Origin of the sequence: Bizionia myxarmorum (genome assembly GCF_008086205.1) — a bacterium.
Taxonomy (GTDB): Bacteria; Bacteroidota; Bacteroidia; order Flavobacteriales; family Flavobacteriaceae; genus Algorimicrobium; species Algorimicrobium myxarmorum.
The window spans coordinates 25,552-51,000 of sequence record NZ_VSKK01000006.1 but is presented as its reverse complement, the minus strand read 5'-3'; the positions used below and the strand labels follow the sequence as shown (position 1 = coordinate 51,000).

Sequence of the window (25,449 nt, the reverse complement as noted above, 5' to 3'; positions counted from 1 at the left end):
TATGCCAACTTAATCGGGATTACCGGAAATGATAGCGTACGGTGTTTATATGACCGAATTAAATGCAGCATTACTTATTTTAATAGGTTTGAGAATACGCTTGGCTTCTGAAGTTTTTTTCTTTGAAATGATAACCACAATGTTTTTGGCACATTCAGAGAACATTTTCGCATTATAAAAATCCGAAGGTCTTGACATTGAATTAATTCTATTATTTGTGTTTGGTGCTTTCGTGCTCTTTTTCACTGGTGCAGGGCAATATGCATTTTCTACAACGAATAAATGGGATTAATTCAAAATAACAAAAAACTTTTATTTTCATTTGATATTTTATATGTCACTACCTTTATAATACCTAAACAATTACTCTTCCGAAATTGAGTCGCTGTTATTCCTATATTACGTTAAAAAAACTGAAAAAAATTAGCAATTTCATTAAAACCTAAAGAATAAGAGACTTCTCCTATAGATTTATCCAATTGATGTAACAATCTGTTTGCATATAAAATTTATAATTTATAATTAATTTTTTTGTGCACCCTTCCCTATTGCTTTTTTAACACATTTCGTTAAATATATTGAACTTATGTGCAATTTTGAAGTATATTCTTTTACCGATAAAAAATGATTATAATTCGAAAGTATGACTTGCTTAAATTTAGAGATAGTCGATTCATCGATACAATGCCGTGATTGTTTTGAGAAAATCTTTTTACCTTATATAGTAACATCAAAAGTTTGGATCTTTCAATTTTAAAATTATTTATTTTATAACTTCTTGTTCATCAGGTAATACTTCAACAGCACTTAAAATTTCTTTAAAATAAGTATCCGATAGTTGATAAGTAGGCATGGTATGAATTTAAATAAAGGAAATTCATTTTGAAGTCCATTAGACTGATTTAAATTCGTGAAAATGGTAGGATTAAAGCAAATATCATTTAAGCGTGTTTTCTCAAAATTAGCATACTAATCAAATTTAACTTTCCAGAACTTTCTCTCTACCTTTCTTAGAAGCTATAATGCTGATTATTAATATTTGTGTGGCATGAAATAACATAATTGGCAATAATATAATCCCAATAGACGCCATATTTCCAAATAGTATTTTGGAAAAAACGGTTCCGTGAACTAATGATTTTTTAGTTCCACAAAATTGCGCAGTTATCTGATCTTCATTATTAAGCTTTAATTTTCTAGAAATAAAACCTGTTAGCAAAAAAGCAATGCCAAACAATACGATGACTCCTATAAAAATGGCACCTAAATCTAAAAGAGAAACGGCAGTAAAAATATGTTCATTAAAAGATTCTGCGAAGCTCTTATAGATAATTAATAAGATAATAGACTTATCAAACAGTGTTAATTTACTACTATGTTTGTGAGCAAACTTCCCTAAAAAACGTTGTAATAAGAGGCCTAAAACTACAGGTAAAATAATTTGAACAATCAATTTTAGGTAGATATCTGTAAAATCAAAATCGGTCTGCGCATCATTTACAAACAAGCCCATCCAAAGTGGTGTAATTGCAATTCCTATAATTCCAGAAATACTTGCATTAAAAATAGCTGCAGGTATATTTCCTTTTGCCATAGATACCATAACAACAGACGATGATACTGTAGAGGGTAATGCTGCCAAGAAAAAGAAAGCCAACCAAATGGTTTCTTGTTCTTCATTCTGAATTAATGGTCTAAACAATAAAACCAATAACGGAAACATTAAAAAAGTAGCACTTTGTACTAAAAGATGTAATTTCCAATTTTTAAGTCCTGCTTTTAACTGTGTCGGATTTAATTTTAATCCGTAGAAAAAGAAGATAAGCGAAATTCCTATCGCACTAATCGTGTCGATAGGAATTTTACTTTCTTGTGCTCCCCATTGCGGGAAAAAATAAGCTATTAAAATAGTCCCAATAATACATAGGACAAATTTATCAATCTTTAACTTCATGTTTACTTTCTTTGTTTTTATATGCTAAATAAAACAGTTGAGGTAGCACAGTAAAAGATAATATCATACAAAATATTAATCCCCCTACAATCATAATGGCCAATGGTTTCTGAATTTCAGATTCCATTCCCGAAGACATAGCCGCAGGTAATAATCCCATAGAGCCCATTAAAGCAATCATAACAATAGGTCTAATTCTGCTTTTTACACCTTGAGAGATAGCATTTTTTATATGCATAATCCTCATATTCTCTTTCATAACGGCAATTAATATAATACTATTAATCGTGTTAACTCCAAACAGAATAATAAAGCCAATTCCTGCTGAAATTCCAAAGACTGTTTGCGTAATCACTAAAGATAAAAAACCACCTACAAAAGCAAAAGGAATAGCAGCAGCAGCAATCAACGTATCTTTTTTATTTCCAAAATTAAAATATAATAATAACAGGATAAGTAAAAGTACGGTAGGGACAATGGTTGCTAATTGCTTACCAGCTCTTTCTTTACTTTCAAATTCTCCAGCCCATGTCATTTTATTGGCTTTAGGTAATTTTACATCGCGTTATACATTTGCTTTCGCTTCTGCAATGGTACTTCCTAAATCGCGTCCTTCAATGCTAAATCCATCTGCAATATAACGACTGCTATTTTCTCTATAAATAAAGGTAGGCCCCGTTAAAAAGTCGATATCTGCAATTTCTCGTAAAGGTATTTTTTTACCGGCCATAGTTGGTATTAAAATTTCACCAATTTTATTCTGGTCGTCTCTATAGTCTTTTTCAAAACGGATACGCACATCAAACAGACGTTCTTCTTCATAAAAAGTAGTTGCTGCTCTACCACCAATGGCCATTTCTACAACAGCTTGAGCATCTGCCATAGCAACACCGTATTTACCCATTTTTTTCTCGTCGAGTTTAATACGTAATTCAGGTAAACCAATGTTTCTATAGACGTTTAAATTTTGAATGCCTTCTACATCTCTAATACTATTGGCTACTTGGTCTGCATATTTTTCTAGTTCAAATAAATCATAACCAAAAATCTTAACAACTAGCGAACTCTTTACACCCGCAACATATTCTTCTACATTATCTTGGATGGGCTGACTAAAACCAAACACCACGCCGGGATAAGAATTTAATTCGGCACGCATTTCTTCTATCAACCCTTCTTTATCAATATCTCTGTCCCATTCGCCATCTGGAAACAATTGAATATGAAATTCTATATTAAAAAATCCTGTTGGATCTGTACCATCATTTGGTCTACCTACTTGATTTAGCACAAACTTCACCTCTTTAAATTTTCGAAGTTTCGCTTTCATCTCTTTAGCTAATTTTGTCGATTCATCTAAATTAACACTATTAGGTAAAGTAGCTCTAACATATAAGGCACCTTCATTTAATTTAGGTATAAACTCGGATCCATAAAACATAAAAGAAACGCTACAACCAATAATTAAAGCTATAAAAGTGATAATGGTTGCCTTACGTCTGCGGTTACTCCATTGAAATAAGTTAAATAAATTTTCAGTAAAGAAGCGTGATATTTTATTCTCGCGTTCAACAATATTCTTTTTCAATAACACTTTACAAATAGCAGGAACAAAAGTGATACTTAAAATTAATGATCCTACCAGGGCATAACCCAATGTAAATGCTAAAGGTGTAAACATTTTACCTTCTACTTTCTGGAATGAAAAAATAGGAAATAGCGCCACAATTAAAATAATTTGAGCAAAAACGATATACGTTGCTACACTACCAGCACTCTTTTTTTTAATACCAAGTTTACTCATTTTATTAAACTTCTCCATGCCAACTTTTTGGGCTTTATGGTGCATGGCGACAAAGACGGTTTCCACAATAACGAGGGTTCATTCGAGGACTCACTACATCGGCAACACCAGGCACAGAAACAAGTTCACGCTGTATAACCCAATGTTGTATAGAAGCTATCTCTTTTATAGGTCGTTTACTTTTTATCATACCTAAATATCTCACGAGTGGCGCCATACGGCGGATCTATACTTGCTTCGGCACCCTCTGGAGAATCGATTCCTTGTAATCTATTAGACGGATATTGCTGCGCATAAAAATCGTCTACATCATCTTCAAAAATGACCGTTACTGCCGATAAGCCGAATAAAGAAATAGAACGTACTTCCGCTTTTTTGGGGATGGTATTCATCTGCTTCATTAACGGAAGTGTCACGAATTTCTCAACTTCTTCGGCACTTCTACTGGGCCATTGGGTAATAATACGGGCCCGTGTGTTTGTTACATCTGGAAAAGCTTCAATGGGTGTGTGTATATAACTTATAATTCCTGCAATAAATAATAATGCGGTCAGGAAAAATACAATAATGCTATTCTTGAGCGAAAAGCCTACAATACCTTGAACAAATTTTTCCTCTAAATTAGTTTTGAAAGTTTTTAAGTTGCTCATAGATAAGAAGCTGATTTTTTGAAATAATCTTGTCGTTTTCTTCTAATCCGCTAATTAAAAATGTTTCTTTTTTATTAAAATTAAGGATTTCTACTTTTTTTATTGCCATATCACAATCAGTCTTGTAAACCACTACAAAATTTTGATTTTGGTCAAAAACCAAAGCTTCTGTTGAAATACTTAAACCTACGCTATCAAATTCTTTTTCTGCTACAACATCTACCAACATACCTGGTTTTAGTTTTAAATCTTTATTATCTAAAACCACACGTGCCTTTAATACTTTAGCTTCATTATCTAAAACTTGAGAAATAGTTTTAATAGTACCTTTAAATAACTCATCAGGATAGGATAATGAAGAAATATTCACTTCAATTCCTGCTCTAATATTTTGGATATTAGTAGCGTAAACATTTACCAATACCCAAACTTCACTTAAATCTGAAATGTTAAATAATGGCTCTCCTTCTGCAGGTATTTGTGTACCCTTAGAAATAGAAGTATCTGTTATAATACCTGCTGCCGGTGCTTTTATAAGGAAAACACCTCGTTCTGGACTTGCGCTAAAAATATTTAAATTCGATTTTATTTTTTGACCTTCAGATTTTAAAATATCTAAATCGGTTTGTGCTTCTATCAATTCTTTTTGAGACGATATTTCATCTTTAAACATCGATTCTACCGAAAGTAATTTTATCTCGTCAACCTTTATTTGTGAATTTAAAGATTGAAATTCAGCATCCAAAGTACTTAATTCGGTACTGCTAATTTCTGCTAAAACTTGTTCCTTTTTTACGGTATCGCCTAAAGAGAAATAGGTGTTAGAAATTATTCCTCCAACTAAACTCACGAAGTGAATCACTTTATCGGGGTTGGTTTCTACAGAACCCGTTAATGAAATATTTTCTGTAAATTTCTTCATTATGGGTTGCTCAATGGCTACAGTCTTTTTAAAGGTTTCGTCTATACAATATTTAGTGTTTTCTGATGCATTTTCTGCAATATCTTTACTGGTATTTCCGCAACTATAAAAAGCGCTAAAAACCATAAATAAAACTATTTTGTGTGATGTATTCATGTATTATTTCTGATTATATATTAGTTAATTAAATCCCTACCAACGGTGTAATTATGGACTTCTGTTTTTTCATTCACTTCTTTACTTGCTTCTAGAATAATGGCTTTGTTGGTGAGGTAAGCTTCCATGAAATCTAAAAATTCTAAAATGCTTATATTCTTCTCTTTGAAATTTTGAGTATAGCTATGTAGCATTTTATCTAGAGTGCTCTCGTAGTTTGACTCTATATTTTCAGAGAATGCAATAGCATTTTGTAGGTCTTTATAGGCGACTGCGATTTCATTTTCTAAAGTCAGTTCTAGTTGTTGGGAAAGAAGTTTAGATTGTTCTAATTCAAACTCGGCATGTTTTATGTTTCCTTTGTTTCTATCAAATACAGGTAAATCGAATGATAATCCAAAACCTATAATATTGTACATAAAATTCCCGCCTCGATCATAATTTACTTTAAAAGTAAGATCAGGAACACGCTGTGCCTTCTCGTATTTTAACTGTATTAAAGCAGAAGCCTCATGAAGTGAGGCTATTTTATAATCTGGACGATTTGCTTTAGCTTCCGTAGTTAAACCAGGAATTGAAAGCATCATAAAAGCATCCGAATCCTTAATAAAACCATCATCTGTTACCACTAAATTTGTGTTAGCAGATAATCGCATTAATACATTTAATTCTTTTTGAACTGCGTTAATTTCAGGTTTAATAACATTCGTTTTTTCGCCATTTCAAGCTCCAAAGCTTTTAATCTTATATATTCACTATTAGAAATATGCCCTAATTCTACTTGGCGTTGATAAGCAGTAGTTAGCTGTTTTAATGACACTAATTCTTCCTCGTACATGGTTTTACTAAACAGAAGATATTGTAGTTCTGTAAGTTGATTTCTGAATTCAACTTTAAGACTTCTTAAGATATCCTGGAAATACTCTTTAGATTGTTCTAGAGTTATGTCTTCTAACGCAATACGTTTTTTACGTTTCCCAGCTGTTCTAATAAGTTGTTCTAATGAAACTCCTATTTGCTGTTTTGTACCAAATGTGTTACCGCTTTTAAATGGCGGCAATCCTTCGGTGTCAAAAGCATCTAACTGTCCTTGGGTAGCCCAAAGGTTTACTTGATCTATAGTTAAACTGGGATTGGGCCAAAGCTTGGCTTGAAGTACCATAGCTTCTGCTTGCGAGATTTCTAATTGTTCAGCTAGAAGTTGTAAATTTTCTTTTAGGAATATGGTCTGACAATCGGCTCGACTTAAAACTAATTGTTCCTGTGCTTTTGCAGATAAGGATAACCCAACAGGACTAAAAAGGTCATCTTGCATGTTTTGAATCTCATAAAATGCTCTTTTATTTATGGGAGCTAAATTGATGCGATTGACCTTAAAATAACCTTAATGCAAATAAAGTTTAGCTTAAAGGGAACTTGACTTCAAAACTGTTGAGATTGTTTTTCGAACTTCTATAGCTAATAGTAGCATGGTTTACTTTAAGTATTTTTTTAGTTAAAACAAGCCCTAAACCAAAGCCCATTTTCGCTTTACTATTGATGCCTCTAAAAAAATAATTGAAGAGATATTTTTCTTCTAATTTGGAGATGATATTTCCTGTATTTGTTATTCTAATGGATAAATTATTGCCATCTACAATATCAGAAATAACAGTAGATTGATTCGTACTACCGTAGCTATCGCATTAGATAATAAGTTTTGAAAAGCCTGTTTTACAAGCATTTCATTAGCGTTAATCATTAAAACCTGTTCATCTATAAGTGCTGAATTGTAATTAATATCGAATATGAAATCCGGATGAATCGTATTGAGTTCGGAAATAATATCAAAGATTAAATCGTCTATTCGGAGTGATTCTTTTTTTATGGTTTGACCAGATTCAAATTTGGAAAGCTCTAAAAGGATATTAGTAATATCTCCCAAAGATTTTGCTGATTGAATTTGGATATTTAAAACAGGTTTTAAGCTGTCCAAATCTGTATATGTGAGTAAGGTTTCAAGCTGGGAAACTAAAATGGTTATTGGTGTTTTTAACTCGTGAGAGATATGATTTATAGTATGTTTTTGAAACAAAAAAGCTTCATTTGTTTTTTTAAACAATTGATTAAAACGTTCGGTAAGGTGTTTTAGCTCGTAAGAAGATTCGTTAATTGGTAATTCTTCTGTATTGGTATTACTTAAATCAAACTTGTTTAATCTTTCGGAAAGTTCAGTAATAGGTTTGGCAATTTTTTTTGCAAAGATATAAGGAGATTATGATAACAATTAGCGAAATCAAGATAAAAATTCCAATAAGAATATTTCCAAGAAAGTAAATTTTCGAATAACCAGATTCATCAAATGCTTTACTAATAGCGTAGTAACCAATAGTATCATGTTCAATATAAACACCAACAATATCATAGTTACCAACTTTGGTTTCTATCCATCTATTAGCAGGTGAGAGTTCATTTAAAATGATACCGTAATTTGAGATGGAAAGATCGTCTATACTACTAAAAATTAAATCTTTTTGTGTGTCGAAAATCAGCATTTTCTCGTCATAGAAATCATGAATGGTTAACTCGTCCATAATACCCGCTAACTCCTTGCTATAATCTTCAAATTGCGTGAGTTGAGAAAGTGTTTGTAAAATTTTAGTGTTTTGTTTTTGCTGAAATTCTTCTTCTCTATATTCTGAAAATATAATAAAAATAGCACCCAACGATAGGCCGAGAAGCACAATTATAGTGGTGGAAAAATAAATAAGTATTTTATTTCTAATTTTCACAAAACCTGATTTTAATTGAAATCGATATAATAGCCGTAGCCTACTTTTGTTTTTATGGTGTTTTTCCCAAAAGGTTTATCCAGCTTATTTCTTATAAAACTAATGTAGACTTCAATCGTATTCGTGTTAAAATCGAAAGAACCACCCCAGATTTCTGTAACTAAAACTTGTTTAGATACAAATTCTCCTTTTTGCTCTAGTAATTTTACTAATATTTGATACGCTCTAAGTGTTAGATTAATTTCTTACTTCTGCCCGAATACTTTTTTTCTTTTCGTATCTGCAGAAATATCTGCAGCGGTGAGTATGGTTGTCTCTTGGTCTGCATTAATATCTGCAGTAGTTCTTTTAATAAGTGAGTTTACTCTTAAAATAAGTTCTCGCATAAAAAAGGGTTTTGTTAGGTAATCATCGGCACCACAATCGTAGCCTTTAATTTTGTCTTCAAGTTCACTAAATGCTGTTAGCATAATCACAGGAGTTTGAGTATTGTAAATTCTGAAATCTTTACAAAGATCAAAACCTGTTTTTCCAGATAAGTTAATGTCCATGATCACACAACTTAAATCCTGCGTTTTTAGAATTCGTTCTGCTAAAGTGCCATCAAAAACACGTTCTAAAAGAAAACCTTCTGAAGTCATGGCATCCGCAATATTTTTATTTAAAATGGGGTCATCTTCAATAATCTATATTTTCATTTATAGTTTTTTTTAAGTGCTTGCTGTGTTTAAAACTTGATTACCGTTGAAAGTATGCCTTGTAGTTTTTTAGACTTTAATAGCGCCAAATTAATATATTTTGATTTGACTTTTCAGTTTTTAAAACTAGATTAAAAATTTCGGTGTTTCTGTTAATACAATACTATTCTTAAGGAAATCGATTTAATAACTATTTTTTGATCTATCACCAGCAATGTCTTATACCTATAAAACTTATTTTTTAAAGATTTAATTCATAAATACTAATTTCATGAAAGAACTCATCTACAACATTTTCAATAACTTAAAAACGAGATCTCAAGTCTCAAAGAACTGTAAAAAATAAGAGTAGAAAAGAGAGGGGATTCTCAAGAAATACGAGATCAAGTCTCTATACACAAAATAACCTTAATCCTCTTTTTTTGTTCTTTCTGTTTATATACTTAAATTTATAACTTCAACACTAAAAGCTAACTTAAGATATACATAAACTTTAGCTTTCATCAAAAAAACACGACATATTACAATGAATAATTACGTAAAGCATCTTGTTAAATCATTGGGAATGCTTATAGAAGATGCAGAACTATTTATTTCTGGCTTTGAGAAGGTTGAATATCTAAAAAACGATTTCCTATATAAAAATGGAGATAAATCTAATATTGTTAAGATAATTCTAGAAGGTTGTGCAAGGGGTTTCTATATTAAAGATGGAAAAGAATGTACAACCAATTTTTACTTTGAAAATGACCATAGTTATGATTATGTAAATTATTTACAAAACAAACCTTCTCAAATAACTATTAAAGCGCTAAGTCCAATCAAAACAATAGAGATGACCATTGAAGCGCTAGAATTTTTGAATTCAGAAATTATTGGTTTTCACCGAATGAGTTTTCAATTGTTCAAAATTAATTTTATCAAAGTAGAAGAACAACGGCAATCTTTTATTATAAAAACGCCAAAAGAACGGTATTTAGACCTTCTAAAAAATAATAAACAAATTATTTCGAGAGTTCCACAACATCAAATTGCATCTTTTATAGGTGTTTCAGCGGAACATTTAAGTCGTATTCGAAAAGAAATATGTGATACAGCATGAAAGAAATACTTTCCCCAATTGAAGCACAAAAGCTCGTATTGCTTTCTCAACGCGTTTTTCCGGATATAGTAAACGGAAGGGCGATCGATAATACACTGGCAAGTATTGAACATCTTGGTTATGTACAAATAGATACAATTTCGGCTATTCAACGTGCCCATCACCATACGTTATGGAATAGAAATCCTGAATACGAACTTTCTCATATAAATACCTTAATTGAATCTAAACAACTATTCGAATATTGGTCGCATGCTGCAGCATATCTGGCCATGCGCGATTATAAGTATTCGCTTCCCCGTAAAGAGGCTATTTTAAAAAACGAACAAAGCCATTGGTTTCAGAAAGATGTCAAACTTATGGATACAATACTAAAACGCATAGAAAACGAATGTCCTCTAATGGCAAAAGACTTTGAACATAAGGCTAAACTAGGAGAATGGCAAAGCAAACCCGCAAAACAAGCATTAGAGAATTTGTTTATGCAAGGGGATTTGATGATTTCGAGTCGGAAGAATTTTCATAAAGTGTATAACCTAACGGAACGTGTTCTGCCAGACAACATTGATACAAACTGCCCTACTCCGCAGGAACATATTCGATTTTTAATTACAAGCTATCTAAGAGCGAATGGTATTGGCCAAGCAAGTGAAATGGCCTATTTACTTAAAAACACCAAAAACCGTATTACCTCAGAATTAAAGGAGATGCATTCAAACAATGAATTGGTTCAAGTAAGCGTAAACTGACAACTATATTACGCCTTTCCTGATACTTTGAATTTATTGAATACCCCTATTCATAGTCAACTAAAAATTCTTTCTCCTTTTGATAATTTATTGATTCAGCGTAAACGCATGGAGCACTTATTTGATTTTGAATACAAAATTGAATGTTATACTCCAGCAGCGAAACGTAAATACGGCTATTTTTCATTACCCATTCTTTGGGATGGTAAATTACTGGCCAGAATGGATTGTAAAGCGGATAAAAAGAGTTCTACACTTCATATCAATCATATATTTTTTGAAGAAGACTTTTCTTTTAATGATGATTTTGAAGCTGCTTTCACAAAAGAGATAGCAGCATTCAAATCCTTTAATGATTGCTCAGATGTGAAAATTCACAAAACGACACCAAGCTCATTATTAAAGACAATTAAATCCATTTCTTAGCAAATATCAACGGTTATTTTCTACCATTTGATCCATCTTTGTAGCAAATTTAAATACAGCATCACCATGGAAAATAAAGTTTTTAATTTGAAACAATTTATTATTATCACCTTAATAACAAGCGTTTGGATACATATTGCAGAAGTAGCAAGAGCTTTGTTTGTTGCCTTCCCGTTGATGGAAAAATTCTTTGCAGGCAGAATCCCAATTGGTGCTATGGAATTGAGTAATGCCTTGATATGGGGATTATGGGATACCTTGCTGTCTGCAGTTTTAGTATTTATATTTTGGCTTTGTTCCGTTGCATTTGGGAATAACTTAAAGTCAATTATCATTTCTGGCACTACTACGGCTTTAGCAACCATTGGAGTTTTCTGGATTGCTAGTGTAAATACAGGTTTGGGAGCGTGGAGTTCGGCTGCTATTATATTTCCTATCGCGTGGGCTGAGATGATTATTGGAGCTTGGATAGCGGCAAAACTTTATTCAAAAAACAAATAGAAATGGCTGTTTCAAACGATTTTACACAGTTTGTTCTCGACCAACTATCGGGTTGGGGTAATGTGTCTATCAAAAAAATGTTTGGTTGTGTTGCATTGTATCAGGATCATTTAGCTTTTGGAATGATTGCAAACGATGTGGTTTATCTGAAAGTAGATGATAGCAATAAGGCTAAATTTATTGAATCAGGTTCGGTTCCATTAAAACCCTTTAAAAGTAATGCAACCGTGCTTTCATTTTACAATATCCCTGCTGATATATTAGAAGATTCTGATACGTTTATTAGATGGGCAAAAGAATCATTGGAAATTCAAAAAAAAAACGAAACAAATAAAGTCGAAAAATATGGAGAGATTTTATATAATATAGACAAGTAAGGATAAAGATACCTCTATGTTTATGGTAGCGATGTATGCCAGTAATTCAATTAAAAGTTCTGCGTGGGACGAAGTGAATATTATTATTTAGGGAGGTTCTAACCTTCTTACAGGAGAAGATAAAGAAGCGCAAAACGAATTAAAAGTTAATAAAAATGGTGTTACTGTTAAAGCGTACCTATGCTAAAAAACGAACTTTAAAATTTAAACTTGATAAAATAATGAATAAAAACAAAACATAAAAATTCGGCTTGTGTATAATCCGAAAGGACTGGATCTATTTGCACGTTACGTTTTATATACGAGCCGTTGTAAACCATTTAATGACTGTAGTTTCCTGAAATAATCGGAATCGCTCTAATCATTGCAGGTATCTTAATTATGAATTACTTTTCTAAATCGGCGGTACATTAATATACCCCCCTTTAATTTAATCAAGTATGTAAAGCGGTATTCCACTCCAAATACTCTCACAATGAAATATTCAAGAAATATTAATAAATATTTTCCTGTTTCAATCATTCATCGTAATATTACAATGAAGTAATTAATAGCTTATAATTATGTACACAGAACAACAAAACGACATCGCTTTATTCGCTAAGGTCTTCGGGCATCCGGCGAGAGTGGCTATTCTTCAAAGGTTGTTTGAAATAGACGCTTGCTATTGCGGGGATTTATCTGAAGAAATTGGACTTGCCCAACCTACCATTTCCCAGCATTTGAAAGAATTGAAATCAGTAGGACTGATTAAAGGAACCGTGGAGGGCGTTAAAGTTTGCTACTGCATAGACCCTAAAAACTGGGCTAAAATGAAAAAACTGATGCACCAATTTTTAAATCAAGACCTTCCTAAAGCAGACTGCTGCTAAAAAAATTTAACACAATCAATCGTATAATCGCAATAAACAAATATAGATATGAAGCTATCAGAAGTTAAAAACAAATTAAATCAATTGGATAACATCCCTTTTCAATTACCTAATGGCGAACTGGTTCCTAACCACTTTCACGTCACAGAAGTTGGCAAAATCACCAAACATTTTATCGATTGTGGCGGCACAGTTCGTAATGAAGAAGTCGTGAATTTCCAACTATGGAATGCCGATGATTATGACCACCGCTTACATCCAGAAAAATTACTGCATATTATTGAACTTTCAGAAAAAACCTTGGGCATTGGCGATTTAGATATTGAAGTGGAATACCAAGGAAATACCATTGGGAAATTCGGATTGGACTTTGACGGGAAAAACTTTCTTTTAACCAATAAAGAGACCGATTGTTTGGCAAAAGATAAATGCGGAATTCCGGAAGAAAAATTAAAACCACAATTAACTGCAGTTGGAACACAAGAGGAATCTGCTTGTACCCCAGGCGGTAGCTGTTGCTAAATAACACCTTCAGAAAAATGAAATCAAAACAAGCAAAGATGTTTTCAGAAATTGACATGAGTATTAAAGCCTTAAAACCAGAAACGATTTCGGAGGAACGTAAAGCGGTTTTACAGCCCTTAACGGATTTTATTCAGCTAAAAGTTTCAAAGAATCAAGCGGTTAATATCAATTTTATCTGCACACACAATTCGCGAAGAAGTCATTTGTCGCAAGTTTGGGCGCAAACAATGGCTTACCATTTCCATCTTAAAAATGTGTTTTGTTATTCTGGTGGCACGGAAAGCACTGCCCTTTTTCCGGTGGTTACAGAAACTTTGCGAAATTCAGGTTTTCAGATAAAAATGATTTCAAAAAACGAGAATCCCATTTACAGTATTAAATTTTCTGAAAATGACCATCCAATAATCGGATTTTCAAAAAAGTTGGACGACGACTTCAACCCAAAATCTGAATTTGCAGCCGTGATGACTTGCGATTCAGCAAATGAAGCCTGTCCGTTTGTCCCAGGTGCCGAAAAACGTATTGCAATCACTTTTGAAGACCCAAAAATATTCGACAATACGCCACAACAAGCAGCAAAATATCAGGAAAGAAGTCTGCAAATTGCAACCGAATTACTTTACGTTTTCTCTCAAATAAAATGACCACAATATGGCTTCAAAAAAATTAAGTTTTCTCAATTCTTACCTAACCCTTTGGATATTCATCGCTATGCTTTTAGGCGTAGGCATTGGATATTTTTTCCCATCCTTCCCCAGTATTATCGATTCGTTTAGTAGCGGAACTACAAACATTCCGATAGCCATAGGATTGATTTTAATGATGTATCCGCCACTGGCCAAGGTGAACTACGCACTCTTGCCTAAAGTGTTTAAAAACACCAAAATCCTCTCTGTTTCATTAATTTTGAATTGGATTATTGGCCCCGTTCTTATGTTCTTTTTGGCTATTACATTTTTACGCGATTATCCAGAATATATGGTCGGGGTGATTTTGATTGGTTTGGCGCGCTGTATCGCAATGGTGTTGGTTTGGAACGACCTGGCCGAAGGTGATAGCGAATATGGAGCAGGTTTGGTGGCATTAAACGTGTTTTTCAGGTGTTTGCCTATAGTTTCTACGCGTGGATTTTTATAACTATTCTTCCCCCTTATTTTGGTTTTGAAGGAGCTATTATCGACATTTCTATTGCAACGGTTGCTGAAAGTGTAGCTATTTATTTAGGCATTCCGTTTTTATTGGGAATTTTAAGTCGGGTTATCTTGGTCAGGCTAAAAGGAGAAAAGTGGTACACGGAAAAATTTATTCCCACCATATCACCAATGACCCTAATCGCCTTATTGTTTACCATCGTCATTATGTTCTCGCTTAAAGGGGAATTGATTGTTGAAATCCCGATGGATGTTTTAATCATAGCAGTTCCATTGATTATTTACTTTAGTGCAATGTTCATTATCAGCTTCTTCTTTAGCAAAGCCATAGGCGCTTCGTATAAAGAAAATGCAGCCGTTTCATTTACAGCGGCGGGTAATAATTTTGAATTGGCGATTGCCGTGGCTATAGCCGTTTTCGGACTCAATTCCGGACAGGCTTTTGCAGGCGTAATCGGGCCATTAGTAGAAGTGCCGGTGCTCATCTTTTTAGTTCGCGTTTCCTTTTGGTTGAAGAAGAAATATTACAGCAATGAAAGTATATGACGTTATTATAATCGGTGGTGGACAAGCAGGATTGTCTGTCGCCTATTTTTTAAGAAGAAGTGCTTTGGAATATCTGATTTTGGACGATCATAAAGAAGCTGGAGGAGCTTGGTTGGAAACTTGGGATGATTTAAAATTATTCTCTCCTAGCGAATATAGTTCCTTATCGGGTTGGGCGATGCCTAAAAGCAATGAAGAATATCCTACCAAAGCGGAATTCATAAAATACTTATCGGCTTATGAAAACCGTTATGACTTTCCTATTCAAAGACCAGTTAAGGTTTTTCAAGTGGAGAAAGAAAATGGACTTTTCATAACCAAAACAGATAAGGGTGATTTTTATTCGAAAACCTTAGTAAGTGCAACAGGCACCGCAAACAAACCTTTTATTCCGAAATATCCGAACGCTACTCACTTTTCTGGAACGCAAATTCATTCCGTCAATTACAGCAATTCCGACAAGTTTAAAGACAAAAATGTTCTTATTGTTGGCGGAGGGAATTCTGGCGCACAAATATTAGCAGAAGTGTCCAAAGTAGCCCATACCAAATGGGTGACTTCAAATGAACCTACTTTTCTTCCTGATGATATCGACGGGCGTTACCTATTCAACGAAGCCACTCAAAAATATTTAGGAAAAACGATTAAGCATTCCAAAGACCATAGTGTTTCCTTGGCTAATATTGTTATGGTGAAAAGTGTAAAAGAAGCCCGAAGCAGAGATGTGTTAAACGCCGTTCGTCCTTTCAAAGAGTTTTATGAACACGGAGTAATTTGGAACGACGGTACGAAGGAGCAATTTGACGCTGTGATTTGGTGCACGGGTTTTCGAGCTAACCTAAATCATTTGGAATCCTTAAACCTTACTGAAAACAACAAAATAAATACGGAAGGTACACGTTCAATAAAAGAATCCAATTTATGGCTTGTTGGCTATGGCAATTGGACAGGGTTTGCGTCTGCCACAATTTACGGTGTGGGTAAAACGGCTCGGGAAACCGTTAAGGAGATTACCGCTCTATTAAAAAGGTAGTATTTTTTTTTATGTATATTCGACCCTTATCACTATTAAAAAAACATAAATAAATATGAGAATTAAAGTATTAACTGCCATTTTTGCTAGTTGTCTGATCGTATCTTGCCATAATGGAAAACAAACACAACAAGAAGAGAATAACGATAAAGCACAGGATATGAAAAAAGAAAAGTCTACTTCACTGAAATCAAAACTGGAAGATAAAAAAACGAACTTTACACTAAAAGCAGACGATACTAAAAAAAGAGCGTACCGAGAAGGTATTGAATCTGTAGAAAAAAGCGGCATCGTAAAATCTGCGAAACAAATTGGAGATAAAGCCCCAGATTTCACTCTAAACAATGCTTTGGGCGAACCTGTTAGTTTATCTGAGTATTTAAAAGAAGGAAAAGTTGTTTTAACGTGGTATCGCGGCGGATGGTGTCCTTATTGCAATTTGACTCTGAATGCATTACAAGAAGAATTATCAAATTTTAAAGCACAAGGCGCTAATTTAATCGCTTTAACCCCTGAATTGCCCGATGAATCCATTAGCACTTCAGAAAAAAACGACTTAGCTTTTGAAGTTTTAAGTGATGTTGGGAATAAAATTGCCAAGGAATATGGAATCGTATTTGAGCTGACTGATGAAGTCGCGGGAATGTACAACCAATCTTTTGAGTTAAATGCTCATAATGGCGATGCATCTAATCAACTGCCCTTGGCAGCAACGTATATCATTGACGAAAATGGCGAAATAATTTATGCTTTTTTAGATGCAGACTATCGCAACAGAGCAGAGCCTTCAGAATTAACAAGCGTCTTAAAAAACCACTAGAAACTTAAGTAGATACTAGACTTCACTACGAATCTTACCATGTAGTGAAGCTTGTATCAATTTCCGCAATACTTCTTCAAATTAAAAAGAAAAGTTAAATAGTTGCATATTACTAACCATTCGTTTAGTTTTGTGCTGTAGTTAGAAATAATGGCAAGAAAAAAAGAATATATAGAAGAGGAAGTTGTTGAAAAAGCAATGCATTTGTTTTGGCAAAAGGGTTATGAAGGGACTTCTATGCAAATGCTTGAAAAGGAAATGGGCATTAATAAGTTTTCTATATACTCAAGTTTTGGCAGCAAACACGGTTTGTTTCTGGAAAGCTTAAAGCAATACAAACGTAAAGTGAATGGTCTTTTAGAAACATTCAGAAAAGGCACAAATGGTGTTGCTGATATTAAACAGTTTTTTTATGATTCTGTAAGTTCAAATTTTAAAGACGATAATTTAAAAGGATGTTTTTTAACAAATACCTATAACGAGTTTTCTGAAAAAGAAGATGAATTAATTCAAGAACATATGAATGCTTTTATGCATAATTTAAAATCCATCATCATAGAAAAATTACAAATAGATACATCTAAAGATGAACAAACCATAATTAAACAAGCCAATTATTTGTTATTAGCAAAACACGGTTTAGCTGCCGCAGCACGCGTTAACACCAAACAAGAAATTGAAGATTATATTGAAATGACCTTCAAAAATTTATAAACCTTTTTTTTACACAATAACTAAACAAACGTTTAGCTTAATATTAACTTTAATAATAAAAAGAAAAACTATGACAACATTAAAAATTCACAACATCGAAACAGCGCCGGAAGGAAGCAAAACTTTATTAGAGCAATCTCAAAAAGCGTATGGGATGATTCCAGGATTACACGGGGTATTAGCAGGAGCGCCAAAAATTTTAGAGGCGTACCAAACCTTACACCAATTGTTTACAGAGTCATCACTTAACGATGAAGAATTAACCGTTGTGTGGCAAACCATCAACGTAGAACACGAATGCCATTACTGTGTCCCTGCACATACAGGAATTGCAAAAATGATGAAAGTAAACGATAACATCACAGAAGCATTGCGCAACAAAACACCATTGGAAAACGCAAAATTAGAAGCCTTAAGAACAATGACATTAAGCATCGTTCGTAATCGCGGAAACGTTTCACAAGAAGATTTAGACGCTTTTTATGCAGCGGGTTATGGCGAAGCACAAGTGTTGGAAATCATCTTGGGATTGTCTCAAAAAACAATTAGTAATTATGTAAACCATATTGCAAACACCCCTGTAGATAAGGGTTTCGAAAAATTTGCTTGGAAAAAATAAAAATGTAATTCATAAACTACTGGTTAATAGTTGTAAACCTTCTGTTAATTTTGCAGAAGGTTTACTAATTTAATAAAAAAAAGTATGATAAAAGTATCCGTAATGTATCCAAACGCGAAAGATGTACAGTTTGATGCCGAATATTACAAAAATACGCACTTGCCAATGGTTTCGAAATTAGTTGGTAGTGCTTTAAAAGATTTAGAATTAGATTTAGGTATCGCTAGCCGAGTTCCTGGCGAACCTGCACCTTATGTAGCCATAGCTCATTTAAAATTTGATAGTATAGCCTCGTTTCAGGAGTCTTTCGGGCCTCATCAAGAAACCCTCGCCGGAGATTTGAAAAACTATAGTAACGTAAAAGCTGAACTGCAAATTAGCGAACTCATAACATTTTAAAACAGAAAATTGAAAGGTAATTTAGGATGATGGAAGTTAAAAACGAAACAATAAAACAACTAGCAGAAAAGAGCTTCAATACAGTTTTTAGAACGACCACGGAAGCGCCTGGTTTTATGCTTCTTGTTTTTAGTGAAGAACTTACACCGTATCAATTTAGGTCCATATTGACAGATCTAAAGAAAGAATTATCGGCTCTTACGGTTTCAAAGTTCAATAAAAAGCTAGACTATCATTGGTTAGTTCGTTTTGATCAGCAGGAAAACACCCCTTTTCACGTCGATAATGCAGCAGATCAATCTATATTGATGTTAGGGTACGAACCTAGTGAGATTAAAAGTGAATTGCAGATTGCAGATTACCACGCTTACGCCGAAACCTATAAAACACCTGAAGATTATTACAGTACATTTTCACCTGTTTTTAAAGCGGAAGACGATTTATTAAAACCTTTCACTTCTAAAATAAGTACTGCTAACAAGAATAAATATTCCATTGTTATACTGAATAATAGCAGCCCAAAACCGAATGTAGCTACTTTAGGTGTTTTTCATAAAGCACGTATTCTAAATAAAGATTTAAGCAAAAGCAGAATAGTTAATTCTATGGTTTTAAATGTTGTTGCAGCAGATAAAATTACTGAAGATCAAAAAAAAGAAAACCACTTTCTAAACAATAATCTAATTAGTAAATAACACGATTAGTGTTGTAGAAAAAATAAAATTATAAAAAATAAAATTATGACTGATAAATTAAAAATTGATATAGTTTCAGATGTTGTATGTCCTTGGTGTACCATTGGCTACAAACGCTTGGAAAAAGCCATTTCAGAATTGGGAATTGAAGACCAAGTAGAAATAGAATGGCAACCCTTTGAGCTCAATCCAAATATGCCAGCCGAAGGTCAAAACGTCATCGAGCATATTTCAGAAAAATATGGTTCGACTTTAGACCAACAAAAACAATCGCAACAGCAAATGACGGAAGCTGGTGCAGAATTAGGTTTTAAATTCGATTATTTTGACGAAATGCGTATGGCAAACACCTTTGACGCCCACATTTTATTGGAATATGCTAAAGATTTCAACAAGCAAACCGAATTAAAAATGGCATTGACTAAAGCCTTTTTTAGCGACAGAAAAGATGTGTCTAAAAGAAACATTTTAAAAGAAGCACTTTTAAGCGTTGGCTTAAATGCCGAAGAAGGAGTAGCCAGATTAGACAATGACGAGGCCCAAGCCGAAGTACGCACAAAACAAGAGTATTGGAAAAATTTAGGTGTCAACTCGGTGCCGACCATTGTGTTTAACAGAAAAAGTGCCGTAACAGGCGCACAACCCGTAGATACTTTTAAGCAAGTATTAACGGAGTTATTAAACGAACAACAACCAACTTGATTTCCCTTTAATTTTTTTGCTGAATACTTCAATTACAATTCAAACAGTAGTTGCGCGGATTCGTTAAGTTTAATCAACTCTTTTCAGTTAAAAAATTTTAGAAAAACCAAACAATAATGAAAAGTAACAGAAGAAAATTTATAAAAAACCTAGGTTTAATGGGAACAACAGGGCTACTCGTGCCAAATCTAGTATTAGGAAATTCACCAGAAAAAACAGCGATTATGACAAATAAAACAAGACCGAAAGTAATATTTTTTGATGTGAATGAAACCTTGCTGGATCTTACCGATATGAAACAAGTAGTAAGTGAGGCTTTAAATGGCAGAGACGATTTACTGTCCTTATGGTTTACAACGATGTTACAATATTCTTTGGTAACCACAGCAAGTGGACAATACGAGCATTTTGGAAATATTGGCGCAGCAGCTTTACAAATGGTAGCCGCAAACAATGGTATAGAAATGTCTGAAGACGATGCCCGCAAAACAGTGGTGAATTCGTTACGTGGCTTACCAGCGCATCCAGAAGTAAAAGAAGCTTTAGCGCAATTAAAAAGTGATGGATACACCTTAGTTTCCTTCACAAATTCATCAAACGAAGGCGTAAAAAAGCAATTTGAAAGCGCAGGTTTAACCGAGTATTTTGATGAACGTTTAAGCGTTGAAGACGTTGGAAAATTCAAGCCCTTTAGAGAAACCTATGAATGGGCAGCACGTAAAATGGGAATACAACCTAATGAAGCAATGCTAGTTGCGGCTCACGGATGGGATGTAGCTGGTGCACTTTGGGCAGGCTGGAGAGCGGCATTTATAAACAGACCGGGACAACAAATATTCCCATTAGCACCGCAGACAGAAATTAATGAAATAGATTTGAAAAAAATCGCTAATATATTGGTTAAGTATTGATATTTAACTGTATATGTGTTTTATATTATTAGAGACAGCAGGGTTTGTATAGCGTTAAACCAGTTTTTTAGACAAGAATTGTACTGTCATACCAAACACGTTAAAATCAAACCTTTTTGGAACCCTAATAAGTAAAGACTTGAATTGAACCGTGTGAGCCTCAAATGGTATAAATTAGTGCCCGTTGCCAATAAAGATGATATAAAAAATAGGCGATTTAGTGCTGTGTTTAACCCGTGTGACTAGCATCAAACTTTTTCTAAGATCGAAAGTTTCGTGATTCGTAATCGTCTACTTGCGACAAACGACAGAACAATAAATAAAAGCAGAACTCGAAATAAAAGATCAAACTGAATTCAGTGAACATTTGAATTCTGACCATTTCAAAGCGTTTATGGTAAAGGAAATGTTTGATTTTGTTAATGGATATCAATGTGAAAAATATAAAGCCAGTTGCCAGCAAAATACTGCGGTAAAAACCTATATCACTACGAATGGACAAGTCAAAACAACTAAATTTAAGGCTCATTTTTTCACTTTTCCACTTCTTTCAATCCCCTTAGCTGTAGGGACAGTTTTAGCTGGCAACTATATTTCAGGACAAAGCATTCAAAATAATCGTTTTTAAAAACATTCCCGACATAGAATTTAAAAGCGCTCAAAAAGATAAAGAAATTGAGTTTCTAAACTTATCGGAACTCTTTGTAAGAAATAAAAAAGAACCCACTCATAACCCGCGAAAACTTCATCGATTAAATTCCTATACCCTATTGGTTGTCACTAATGCGTGCATCTGGGTCTGTAGGACTGTAATGGGTTTTATTGCTTGTGTATTTACTGCCTTTATTTTCTTTGCTTTTTCGTAATGGGTTTTCTTTATCCATCGCACTAATATGCCGTATTTTATGTAAATGTGTGGCAAGATCTTTCTCTGGCACTTTAAGTTCCAGTCTGTACATCGAGACGTTGGCTTTTATAGGCGCAGAGTCTATGGCTTGCGTATGCCCGCTCACCATACCTTTTTCAATACACATGTGCAGTACATTGGCGAAAAATTCTTCAAATATATTCTCTGGAAAGAGTTGGCGTGTTCGACTAATGGTAGAATATCAAGGTAATTCTCTTGATATATAAATTCTTATTGATTATTAACAAGTTAATGATTTCTATTGCAGACTTATAACTATTGCTGAGTCTGTGCTCAACTGGAAAATCCATACGGAATTTTCACGTAGAATTATACTTGGAATGGTTCATTCTTTAATACGCTACCGTCCATACACACAAACGTTAAGTGCAAGGCTAAAAAAAGCAACTCACGAAAGGCAGAATTGTTTTTTTTCAAAACGCGCCACCAACTTCTTAAAAAAACAAAAGAGCTTTTTGCCAACGTATCATCGAAATTGAATATTTTGACTCACTAACTAACTTTTTTAATCAATAATAATAATAATCACGCTCGGGAACAATATATAAACTTATGGGATAAAGATATAATATGATGTTTCTCAAAAAACCAAATCTTTGTAGTGTTCAAAAGAACATAACAAACAAATTATTTGAAAATAAAAATAAATTTTTATGAAAGCAATTACAACAGTCCTATTAATGAGCCTTTTTGTCCTTAGTTCTTGTGGTCAAGACAAAAATGAAGGCAAAGAAAACGGTGTACAAACCATTTCTTTAGAACAAACAGATGGTGAGTTTAAACAAAAAACATTAACCCTAAAAGAAGGTACTTATGTTTTTGAAATCGCAAATAAAGATGTAGCCCACGAAGTAGGTTTCGTGCTTGCTCCAAAGGGAAATACTGATGAAGCAAACCACATAAAAGCAGCTTATGTAACTGAACCTGTGAAAACCGGAAGCACTTCAAAAACAAAGGAAGTGACTTTAAAAAAAGGCGAATATGTTTACTTCTGCCCATTAAACCCAACACCAGAATATACACTTTTAGTTAATTAAGTTTATAAAACTTTTCTTTGTTAAACCGTCTAAAAATAATTTAGACGGTTTTTCTTTTCTCTGGATTGCTCTCTCTAAATTCTACAGGTGGCAAATCACAATGTGATTTAAAGAATTTTGAGAAATGCCCCCCTTCTTTATATCCTAATTCGTAAGAAATCTGCTCTGCTGTTTTATCTGAAAATAACAACAACCGTTTTGCCTCTAATATTATACGTTCATTAATTACGGTCAACGGCGAAGGATAACCAGCTTTATTAAAAACATTTGAAATAGTCTTGGGCGACTTGAACAATAGTTCAGCATAATCTGTTACTTTATGCTTTTCCCTAAAATGTTGCTCTACGAGAATATGGAATTTTCGCAACAATTCCATTTGAGAGCTTGGTAAATCTTGTATGCCTTGGATATCTCTAACCAATCGGGTTGATTTAATAAGTAAGCGCTTCAACATTACACGTAGCATTTCCCCTTGGATATGATCACACGTTTCAAATTCTTCTTGAAAAACTGAAAAAATTGTTTCAAAACTTTTTACCTCTTTTTCAGAAAGCGTAATTACAGGTGGTTGTGAAGAACCAAAGAACAACATTCCATTACAAGAAACCTCGTGGTCGTGATCTCTAATGCAGTAAAATTCTCGGTTAAAAGCGATGGCTATAATTCCAGATTTCTTTGGGATATCAAGAATATTTAAAGTAGTGCTAAAAAGGATTTGGTGCTTTTTTAAAAGAAAACTGTAACCATCCACTGTAATGGAACAGTCATTTTCTCTAGCCCAAATTATTTTATACAATCCTTTGTTTTCCAGTAATTGTTGCGCTGGCGCACAATTAAAGTTGGTCAAAATAAATGAGCTATCTTCGATGACACCTTGATATTCTAATTTCATATTGTAAATTAACGAAATTTTAAACAAAATATCGGTGTTATATACAATACGCTGGGAATTATCTATAGAGACTAAACTACAGACCAATACTATCTTTGTATGGTAACATTTAAACTACATAAATATGAAAACAGGAATAGGAAATTTAATTATCCGAATAGGGTTTGCACTACTTTTTATTTGGGGTGGATTGGAAAAATTTATTGAAGGCTTTTTGGGTGGCGTTGGTTTGCAGAATATGGCAGACTTCTTAAAAGAAAGCGGACTTACCTTTCTAGGCGATACAGGAACTTATGCACTTGGAGCATTATTGGCATTACTTGAGCTTATTGCGGGTATTTTATTGCTAATTAACAAACAAACTTTTTTTGCATATACTTTTCTGGCATTCGTAATGCTTATGGCTTTAGTATTAGTTCATATTCCATCTGGAAATTGGATGAATATTATGATACACGTCGCATTAACTACAACACTTGCTGGTCTTGCCATGCAAGAAAAACAAAGCGTTACAATTTAAATTATATCAGTAATTATAAAAAGAATAAATTATGAATAATACAAAACAGAAAAAACTTAAAATACATTCATAGTATTTTAGAAAATGAGGCTTTATTGAAGCAAATGTAAAAGCCTAAAATAGGAAAAGATGCTTGCTTGACTGCCGAACACGATTTAATTAATAATCATTTAGAAGAATTTATTCGCAATGAAATTTGAGATTATGCGATTCAAGGCAATCATAGTTTTTATAATGCAATAATGTCACTTAAAATGAAGGATAGAAATACAATGGTTTCTGAACAATTGGTAGCAACCGAATGGAAATATTTATGACGGCCAAAAAAATAAAAACGGTCACAGTTCGGTACTATCACTAACATATGACCACTATGATGGCGACCAAGTAATGCAATTATTGACCCAAGATTATCAAAAAGATGACAGACGATTTGTGAGCAGTAGCTTATCGTTTAATGACCGTCCAAGTAAAGAATCTCAAATGAAAACATCTGAAATAATGAAGGAATTGGATGAGCTTGGTAAGAAAGACCCAAAAGCTATGCATAATAAACAAAAGGAATATGAAGAACAAGGGTTAATAGGTGGTGTACCAAGTGTAATGCTGGGAAAAACAAGAAGTCAAAATAACGGTTTGTTTCTTTTTGATGATAAAGGAAGCCCAAAGGCTATGTTTTATGTAGATAAAGACAACAACGCTAAACTCGACTTCTTTGACGAGAAAGGAAATACCATTGCATCTTTCCCAGAAAAAGTTAAATAATATATTTACAAAAATAGCACTGTAGTAATATAGTGCTATTTCTACATTTTGTAACAAATGAAAAAACTGCTAAATACTGTATATTCTCATCGACACTTTTTGGTGTTCATTTTAATGTTTGCCTATTTACAATCCGTTTATACGCGTATTGTAGTAAGACGCGTAATTAATGCATACATATTTACCCCAGAATCAGCTTTTGCTACTCTT

General features: G+C 33.5%; 29 protein-coding genes and 4 pseudogenes. 21 read left to right on the top strand and 12 right to left on the bottom strand.

Features of this window, described 5'->3' with window-relative positions:
• The first annotated feature begins 28 nt into the window (after positions 1-28).
• Entirely contained in the window at positions 29-178 is a 150-nt protein-coding gene (locus tag ES674_RS15680) for a DoxX family membrane protein (protein WP_262712266.1), read from the top strand.
• 801 nt (positions 179-979) lie between these two features.
• Here the strand turns inward: ES674_RS15680 and ES674_RS14845 are convergent.
• The 10 genes and pseudogenes from ES674_RS14845 to ES674_RS15500 all read right to left on the bottom strand — a co-directional run bounded on the left by ES674_RS14845 (position 980) and on the right by ES674_RS15500 (position 8,940).
• The gene (locus ES674_RS14845; protein WP_148405343.1) at positions 980-1,954 is read right to left on the bottom strand and encodes a bile acid:sodium symporter family protein; all 975 of its coding nucleotides are present in this window, start codon (positions 1,952-1,954) and stop codon (positions 980-982) included.
• A pseudogene (locus tag ES674_RS14840) lies at positions 1,938-4,354 on the bottom strand (efflux RND transporter permease subunit). The gene ES674_RS14845 and the pseudogene ES674_RS14840 overlap by 17 nt, the downstream one beginning before the upstream one ends.
• Before the next feature lie 25 nt (positions 4,355-4,379).
• Entirely contained in the window at positions 4,380-5,486 is a 1,107-nt protein-coding gene (locus ES674_RS14835) for an efflux RND transporter periplasmic adaptor subunit (RefSeq protein ID WP_148405341.1), read from the bottom strand.
• 20 nt (positions 5,487-5,506) lie between these two features.
• Positions 5,507-6,142, bottom strand: coding sequence for a TolC family protein (locus ES674_RS14830; RefSeq protein WP_148405339.1), 636 nt, complete (start codon positions 6,140-6,142; stop codon positions 5,507-5,509).
• An 8-nt stretch (positions 6,143-6,150) separates the two neighbouring features.
• Complete coding sequence (locus ES674_RS14825) at positions 6,151-6,801, bottom strand: TolC family protein (RefSeq protein ID WP_148405337.1); 651 nt, start codon at positions 6,799-6,801, stop codon at positions 6,151-6,153.
• Positions 6,802-6,886: 85 nt separating this feature from the next.
• Positions 6,887-7,075 (bottom strand): histidine kinase, encoded by a 189-nt coding sequence (locus ES674_RS15805; protein WP_394348527.1) that lies wholly within the window; start codon positions 7,073-7,075, stop codon positions 6,887-6,889.
• Positions 7,076-7,119: 44 nt separating this feature from the next.
• A complete protein-coding gene (locus tag ES674_RS14815) occupies positions 7,120-7,560 on the bottom strand; it encodes a sensor histidine kinase (protein ID WP_170234031.1) in 441 nt (146 codons plus the stop codon).
• A 136-nt stretch (positions 7,561-7,696) separates the two neighbouring features.
• Positions 7,697-8,257 (bottom strand): hypothetical protein, encoded by a 561-nt coding sequence (locus ES674_RS14810; protein ID WP_148405334.1) that lies wholly within the window; start codon positions 8,255-8,257, stop codon positions 7,697-7,699.
• An 11-nt stretch (positions 8,258-8,268) separates the two neighbouring features.
• The gene (locus ES674_RS15800; protein ID WP_211359307.1) at positions 8,269-8,499 is read right to left on the bottom strand and encodes a winged helix-turn-helix domain-containing protein; all 231 of its coding nucleotides are present in this window, start codon (positions 8,497-8,499) and stop codon (positions 8,269-8,271) included.
• 3 nt (positions 8,500-8,502) lie between these two features.
• Entirely contained in the window at positions 8,503-8,940 is a 438-nt protein-coding gene (locus tag ES674_RS15500; protein ID WP_262712267.1) for a response regulator transcription factor, read from the bottom strand.
• Positions 8,941-9,520: 580 nt separating this feature from the next.
• Between ES674_RS15500 and ES674_RS14800 the strand changes: the two genes are divergently transcribed.
• The 17 genes and pseudogenes from ES674_RS14800 (at position 9,521) to ES674_RS14720 (ending at position 21,725) form a co-directional block, all read left to right on the top strand.
• Complete coding sequence (locus tag ES674_RS14800; protein ID WP_148405332.1) at positions 9,521-10,057, top strand: Crp/Fnr family transcriptional regulator; 537 nt, start codon at positions 9,521-9,523, stop codon at positions 10,055-10,057.
• A pseudogene (locus ES674_RS14795) lies at positions 10,054-11,232 on the top strand (winged helix-turn-helix domain-containing protein). The gene ES674_RS14800 and the pseudogene ES674_RS14795 overlap by 4 nt, the downstream one beginning before the upstream one ends.
• 66 nt (positions 11,233-11,298) lie before the next feature.
• Positions 11,299-11,733, top strand: coding sequence for a hypothetical protein (locus ES674_RS14790; RefSeq protein ID WP_148405330.1), 435 nt, complete (start codon positions 11,299-11,301; stop codon positions 11,731-11,733).
• A 2-nt stretch (positions 11,734-11,735) separates the two neighbouring features.
• Positions 11,736-12,110 carry a TfoX/Sxy family protein gene (locus tag ES674_RS14785; protein WP_148405328.1) on the top strand — a complete coding sequence of 125 codons (375 nt, stop codon included), beginning with the start codon at positions 11,736-11,738 and terminating at the stop codon, positions 12,108-12,110.
• 563 nt (positions 12,111-12,673) lie between these two features.
• A complete protein-coding gene (locus ES674_RS14780; RefSeq protein WP_148405326.1) occupies positions 12,674-12,982 on the top strand; it encodes an ArsR/SmtB family transcription factor in 309 nt (102 codons plus the stop codon).
• A gap of 48 nt (positions 12,983-13,030) precedes the next feature.
• Positions 13,031-13,504, top strand: coding sequence for a DUF6428 family protein (locus ES674_RS14775; RefSeq protein WP_148405324.1), 474 nt, complete (start codon positions 13,031-13,033; stop codon positions 13,502-13,504).
• A 17-nt stretch (positions 13,505-13,521) separates the two neighbouring features.
• On the top strand, positions 13,522-14,151 hold the full coding sequence (locus ES674_RS14770; RefSeq protein ID WP_170234030.1) for a low molecular weight phosphatase family protein: 630 nt from the start codon (positions 13,522-13,524) through the stop codon (positions 14,149-14,151).
• A 7-nt stretch (positions 14,152-14,158) separates the two neighbouring features.
• Positions 14,159-15,204, top strand: a pseudogene (gene arsB / locus ES674_RS14765) (ACR3 family arsenite efflux transporter).
• The gene (locus ES674_RS14760) at positions 15,191-16,237 is read left to right on the top strand and encodes an ArsO family NAD(P)H-dependent flavin-containing monooxygenase (RefSeq protein ID WP_148405322.1); all 1,047 of its coding nucleotides are present in this window, start codon (positions 15,191-15,193) and stop codon (positions 16,235-16,237) included. The pseudogene arsB and the gene ES674_RS14760 overlap by 14 nt, the downstream one beginning before the upstream one ends.
• 55 nt (positions 16,238-16,292) lie before the next feature.
• On the top strand, positions 16,293-17,057 hold the full coding sequence (locus tag ES674_RS14755; RefSeq protein ID WP_148405320.1) for a peroxiredoxin-like family protein: 765 nt from the start codon (positions 16,293-16,295) through the stop codon (positions 17,055-17,057).
• A gap of 150 nt (positions 17,058-17,207) precedes the next feature.
• Positions 17,208-17,771, top strand: coding sequence for a TetR/AcrR family transcriptional regulator (locus tag ES674_RS14750; RefSeq protein WP_148405318.1), 564 nt, complete (start codon positions 17,208-17,210; stop codon positions 17,769-17,771).
• A 70-nt stretch (positions 17,772-17,841) separates the two neighbouring features.
• Complete coding sequence (locus tag ES674_RS14745; protein ID WP_148405316.1) at positions 17,842-18,390, top strand: carboxymuconolactone decarboxylase family protein; 549 nt, start codon at positions 17,842-17,844, stop codon at positions 18,388-18,390.
• Between the two features lie 84 nt (positions 18,391-18,474).
• Positions 18,475-18,789 (top strand): EthD family reductase, encoded by a 315-nt coding sequence (locus tag ES674_RS14740; RefSeq protein WP_148405314.1) that lies wholly within the window; start codon positions 18,475-18,477, stop codon positions 18,787-18,789.
• A gap of 26 nt (positions 18,790-18,815) precedes the next feature.
• Positions 18,816-19,484: a hypothetical protein gene (locus ES674_RS14735; RefSeq protein ID WP_148405312.1), complete on the top strand. Its 669-nt coding sequence runs from the start codon at positions 18,816-18,818 to the stop codon at positions 19,482-19,484.
• A gap of 45 nt (positions 19,485-19,529) precedes the next feature.
• A complete protein-coding gene (locus tag ES674_RS14730) occupies positions 19,530-20,186 on the top strand; it encodes a DsbA family oxidoreductase (RefSeq protein ID WP_148405310.1) in 657 nt (218 codons plus the stop codon).
• 116 nt (positions 20,187-20,302) lie between these two features.
• The gene (locus ES674_RS14725) at positions 20,303-21,097 is read left to right on the top strand and encodes a haloacid dehalogenase type II (protein ID WP_170234029.1); all 795 of its coding nucleotides are present in this window, start codon (positions 20,303-20,305) and stop codon (positions 21,095-21,097) included.
• A 367-nt stretch (positions 21,098-21,464) separates the two neighbouring features.
• The gene (locus ES674_RS14720) at positions 21,465-21,725 is read left to right on the top strand and encodes a hypothetical protein (protein WP_170234028.1); all 261 of its coding nucleotides are present in this window, start codon (positions 21,465-21,467) and stop codon (positions 21,723-21,725) included.
• Between the two features lie 151 nt (positions 21,726-21,876).
• Here ES674_RS14720 and ES674_RS14715 read toward each other — a convergent pair.
• Positions 21,877-22,206, bottom strand: a pseudogene (locus ES674_RS14715) (IS1182 family transposase); the annotation flags it as partial.
• A gap of 472 nt (positions 22,207-22,678) precedes the next feature.
• Between ES674_RS14715 and ES674_RS14710 the strand changes: the two are divergent.
• Positions 22,679-23,062 (top strand): cupredoxin domain-containing protein, encoded by a 384-nt coding sequence (locus tag ES674_RS14710; protein ID WP_148405306.1) that lies wholly within the window; start codon positions 22,679-22,681, stop codon positions 23,060-23,062.
• 40 nt (positions 23,063-23,102) lie between these two features.
• Here ES674_RS14710 and ES674_RS14705 read toward each other — a convergent pair whose 3' ends face one another.
• The gene (locus ES674_RS14705) at positions 23,103-23,954 is read right to left on the bottom strand and encodes an AraC family transcriptional regulator (RefSeq protein ID WP_148405304.1); all 852 of its coding nucleotides are present in this window, start codon (positions 23,952-23,954) and stop codon (positions 23,103-23,105) included.
• Between the two features lie 124 nt (positions 23,955-24,078).
• Between ES674_RS14705 and ES674_RS14700 the strand changes: the two genes are divergently transcribed.
• Together ES674_RS14700 and ES674_RS14695 are read left to right on the top strand one after the other, a co-directional pair.
• The gene (locus tag ES674_RS14700) at positions 24,079-24,474 is read left to right on the top strand and encodes a DoxX family membrane protein (RefSeq protein ID WP_148405302.1); all 396 of its coding nucleotides are present in this window, start codon (positions 24,079-24,081) and stop codon (positions 24,472-24,474) included.
• Between the two features lie 390 nt (positions 24,475-24,864).
• Positions 24,865-25,239, top strand: coding sequence for a hypothetical protein (locus tag ES674_RS14695; protein WP_148405300.1), 375 nt, complete (start codon positions 24,865-24,867; stop codon positions 25,237-25,239).
• Positions 25,240-25,449 lie beyond the last annotated feature (210 nt).